Source organism: Planktotalea frisia (genome assembly GCF_001890925.1).
Lineage (GTDB): Bacteria > Pseudomonadota > Alphaproteobacteria > Rhodobacterales > Rhodobacteraceae > Planktotalea > Planktotalea frisia.
Window position 1 is genome coordinate 1 of sequence record NZ_MLCB01000092.1, and the last position, 3,369, is coordinate 3,369.

Consider the following 3,369-nt stretch of genomic DNA (forward strand, 5'->3'; position numbering starts at 1 on the left):
ATAAAGAATATGAAATCCAAACCCGCAAACTCTCGTTATGAATGAGGGAGCCTAGGGGGGCAGGTCAAAACCTTGCACTTTGTCGCTGGGGCAGCAGCCTCTAAATACGCAACATCACAGACACAAAGCGCCCTAAGCGGATGCGCAGCAGCGATCACAGCGGGACTCGCGAAAGAGTTGTACGACAACCGTTTTGGCGGAGTGGTCGATGCGGGTGACGCGGTCGCAACGGGTGCGGGGTGTATGTATACGCTGCGCTTTTAGATCGGGATTGCAGGGGCACCCAAGGATTCGCGAAGTACGACGTGACTTGCCAATTCAACTGATTTGCCTGCACTCGTTTTCTCGACCAAAGCAGTCAACTCGATAGCCGCTTGCTGGCCCATTTGGCGGTGCGGGACGTGCACGGTGGTCAGTTGCGGTGAAACGATACGCGCGAGCTCAATGTCGTCGAAACCCGTAATAGAAAGCGCGCTCGGCACATTAATTCCCATCTGCTTGGCGCGTAGCAAAGCACCCACCCCAAGAACGTCATTGCCGCACATCACTGCTGTCAAATCTGGATTTTCATTCATGAGTTGTGCCAGTGCGGTGCCGCCGTTTTCGATCTCGTAGGGCGTTTCGATGATTGGAAGCGCATCTGCGTCAAGCTGAGCCTGAGTGAGAGCGTCTTTGATCCCGAGCAAGCGTTGTGCGGCGCGGTCGTTGCCCTTGGTCAGTGCCGAAATGACACCAATCTTGCGATGTCCATGTGCGATCACATTCTCGGCAAGCATGCGCATAGAGGCGCGGTTGTCAAAGCCAATCGCGGGGCGTTTGTGCGTCTCAGAAAAAGCCCAAGCGATCAGCGCAGGCACCTGTTGGCGTTCCAGATATTCATAGACGGACGCATCGCGGTCATATCCGATAAGCAATAACCCATCCGCACCGCGCGCGATAAGCGCCCGGATTTGCTCTTCTTCGACCTTCGGCTGGTAGGCAGAACTGGACACCAAAAGCGTGTAACCGCGCGCATGGAGTTCCTCCTGAAAGGCTTGTAACCCTCTGGCAAAGATCGCATTTTCCATGGTCGGAATGATCGCACCGATGGTGAATGTGCGCTTCGCGGCCATGACCCGCGCACCAAAGTTTGGCGTGTAGCCCAGCTCTTCAACCGCGGCCATGACGCGCGTGCGCGTGCGCTCAACGACGCGATCAGGGCTGTTTAGACATCGTGAAACGGTTGCCGTAGACACGCCTGCGGCTTTCGCCACATCGTCTAGGGTCGGGATGGATCGTTCGCTGGATGTCAAAATTTTGCTTCCGGTTTCGCACGCAACTCTATGGCACTTTATTTCAAAGTGTTAGATGTGCAAAGCGGGAGATAATGGTACCGCCTCCCCGGCTTGAACGGGGGACCCCTGGTTCCACAAACCAGTGCTCTAACCAACTGAGCTAAGGCGGCACACACAGGCGATGTAACTTTAGCAAAGTTCGATTGCAAGACCCTTTTCGAGGTCTAAAGGGTGATTTCCCATTGTTGCTCGATCAGGGGAACACCGAAAGATACAACAGGCTTAGACGAAACACAGCGCCAGCCTGTCTTTGCATAAAGCGCGCACGCGGCGGTGTGGCTTTCATGGGTCCAAAGCGACATGCGCTTGTAGCCACACTCTTTCGCGAAGGTCATACATTTGGACAGCAAAAGCTTGCCAAGTCCTCTGCCCCGCGCCTCTGGCAACAGCAAGAACAAGCGTAGTTTTGCAGTTTGATCGTCGACTTTGACGCAAAATATGCTTCCCAGACGTTGATCGGCATCCCGCGCGATCCATCCTGTTTCGCAACTTGGATCGGCATGGAGCTCGAATTCGCTCAGAATATCATCCACCAAAGGCCCAAAGCTGTCATCAAAGCCATCGTTAAGTGTGTAGAGCGTTTGATGTTGCTGCACCAACCAATCGTGATCTGCAGCGGTATATGGGGACAATTTGATATCGAACATAGAGCGAGTGAAGGACAGTTCACCTTGCAGAGCAAGGGGTTTTTCAGTAGCCGAGTGGGGTAATGTTAAAGGATGCACACCATGGGTATTAACACCGAGCGCGATATCGAAGCGAACATGCAGATAGGCCCAACCGATGAAGGCATGGTGCGTATCTTTATAGAAGGCGACGGCATTGAAATCCCGATGGATTTCGACCCAGAAGAAGCCGACGAAATTGCCGAAGAAATTCGGGCAGCGGCATCGCGTGCCCGCAACATGGCCCGCAAGTAAGCCGCTAACTGTGCCGTGTGCCGGGTCCGATCATTTCGAACTCGGTTATTTCAAACTCATAGTACCCGTTGCGATCGCTCTTTTCAGCGCGTGCAATCAGTTTGCCCTCTGGATTGTGATAAATCGCGTGCACTGTTTGGATCGCACGATAGCACCAATCGCCATCTGGGTAGTAAAATTTCACCATCATTGTCGTGTCTCCTTTAGCCCCAAACGCGCGCCATTGGGTCACGCAGCGCATGCAGCCTGCGCGCCGCGTTCATTGCGAATTTCTGAATTATAACTTTGCGCCGCGCAGGTGCGAGTTTGCTCTCTGGTGCCATGCAGATAATTTCCGCGGCATAGCTGTCACCGATCATCAGCCCTGTGCCCTCAGGGAGCAGATCGGTTGGAAAATCCATATCCACAGCCCAGAAATAGCGATCACACCACTCCAAATAGCCTTCCCATTTCTTATCCGTTTGGAAGTCTGCTTTGCTGGATTTACATTCTATCACCCACAACTCCCCCTTTTGGCCGAGCGCGATGACATCCACCCTTAGCCCTTTGGCAGGTGTAAATTCCTCAATACAAACAAAGCCCTGAGTGGCCATATGCCGACACACACCGCGTGCGAGCAACTGACCGGGCATCATATTAGCATCAAGGATATGGCTGGTTTCATTCATCCGTGCAGATTACGAACAAAGTAAGAACAAAATCAAGTCTTCTGTTTGGGCACGCGCCCCTTGTAGAGCCGAGTGCGACCCCCTACATTAAACAGTGGCGGTTTCTGCCCTTCTTGTTTTACGGTAGCATTCCAGTGGCCTTAAGCATTTCCTAGGGAGCTGGCTCTGTTTGGACCCTGGTCCACTTACCTGGCACCCACCTGTACATACAGGTCCTCGGGAATCAAAACCAGAACGGTTGCGTGCGGTTCCGCCACTTTTTCCGCAATATTTGTCGCGATCAAAGGCGCCTGAAATTAATATTTTCAGGTTTTGCAGCTGCCTTCAGCGCGAAGGTTGGTGTCTCACCACCTTGCGGGGTTGAGAAAAGATGATCCAGCTAGGCCATTGTCTGAAGTGGTCCGGCAAAACTGGACAGCGTGCTAAGATGTATCCAACCTTGAAGAC

At 53.0% G+C, this 3,369-nt stretch carries 6 protein-coding genes and 1 tRNA gene; 2 read left to right on the forward strand and 5 right to left on the reverse strand.

What is annotated here, in order from left to right; genetic code table 11:
* Nucleotides 1-72 precede the first annotated feature (72 nt).
* Nucleotides 73-264, forward strand: coding sequence for a hypothetical protein (locus PFRI_RS06280; RefSeq protein WP_072629856.1), 192 nt, complete (start codon nucleotides 73-75; stop codon nucleotides 262-264).
* On the opposite strand, the gene PFRI_RS06285 is transcribed toward PFRI_RS06280, so the two are convergent.
* From PFRI_RS06285 to PFRI_RS06295, 3 genes are all read right to left on the reverse strand, one after another.
* The gene (locus tag PFRI_RS06285; RefSeq protein WP_425439451.1) at nucleotides 261-1,295 is read right to left on the reverse strand and encodes a LacI family DNA-binding transcriptional regulator; all 1,035 of its coding nucleotides are present in this window, start codon (nucleotides 1,293-1,295) and stop codon (nucleotides 261-263) included. The genes PFRI_RS06280 and PFRI_RS06285 overlap by 4 nt on opposite strands.
* A 72-nt stretch (nucleotides 1,296-1,367) precedes the next feature.
* Nucleotides 1,368-1,444 (reverse strand) — tRNA-His (locus tag PFRI_RS06290).
* A gap of 54 nt (nucleotides 1,445-1,498) precedes the next feature.
* A complete protein-coding gene (locus PFRI_RS06295; protein ID WP_072629858.1) occupies nucleotides 1,499-1,981 on the reverse strand; it encodes a GNAT family N-acetyltransferase in 483 nt (160 codons plus the stop codon).
* A gap of 81 nt (nucleotides 1,982-2,062) precedes the next feature.
* Between PFRI_RS06295 and PFRI_RS06300 the strand changes: the two genes are divergently transcribed.
* Complete coding sequence (locus tag PFRI_RS06300) at nucleotides 2,063-2,254, forward strand: DUF6324 family protein (protein ID WP_072629859.1); 192 nt, start codon at nucleotides 2,063-2,065, stop codon at nucleotides 2,252-2,254.
* Between the two features lie 4 nt (nucleotides 2,255-2,258).
* Here PFRI_RS06300 and PFRI_RS06305 read toward each other — a convergent pair whose 3' ends face one another.
* The gene (locus tag PFRI_RS06305; protein WP_072629860.1) at nucleotides 2,259-2,444 is read right to left on the reverse strand and encodes a hypothetical protein; all 186 of its coding nucleotides are present in this window, start codon (nucleotides 2,442-2,444) and stop codon (nucleotides 2,259-2,261) included.
* 13 nt (nucleotides 2,445-2,457) lie between these two features.
* The gene (locus PFRI_RS06310) at nucleotides 2,458-2,922 is read right to left on the reverse strand and encodes an MmcB family DNA repair protein (RefSeq protein WP_072629861.1); all 465 of its coding nucleotides are present in this window, start codon (nucleotides 2,920-2,922) and stop codon (nucleotides 2,458-2,460) included.
* Between the last annotated feature and the right edge of the window lie 447 nt (nucleotides 2,923-3,369).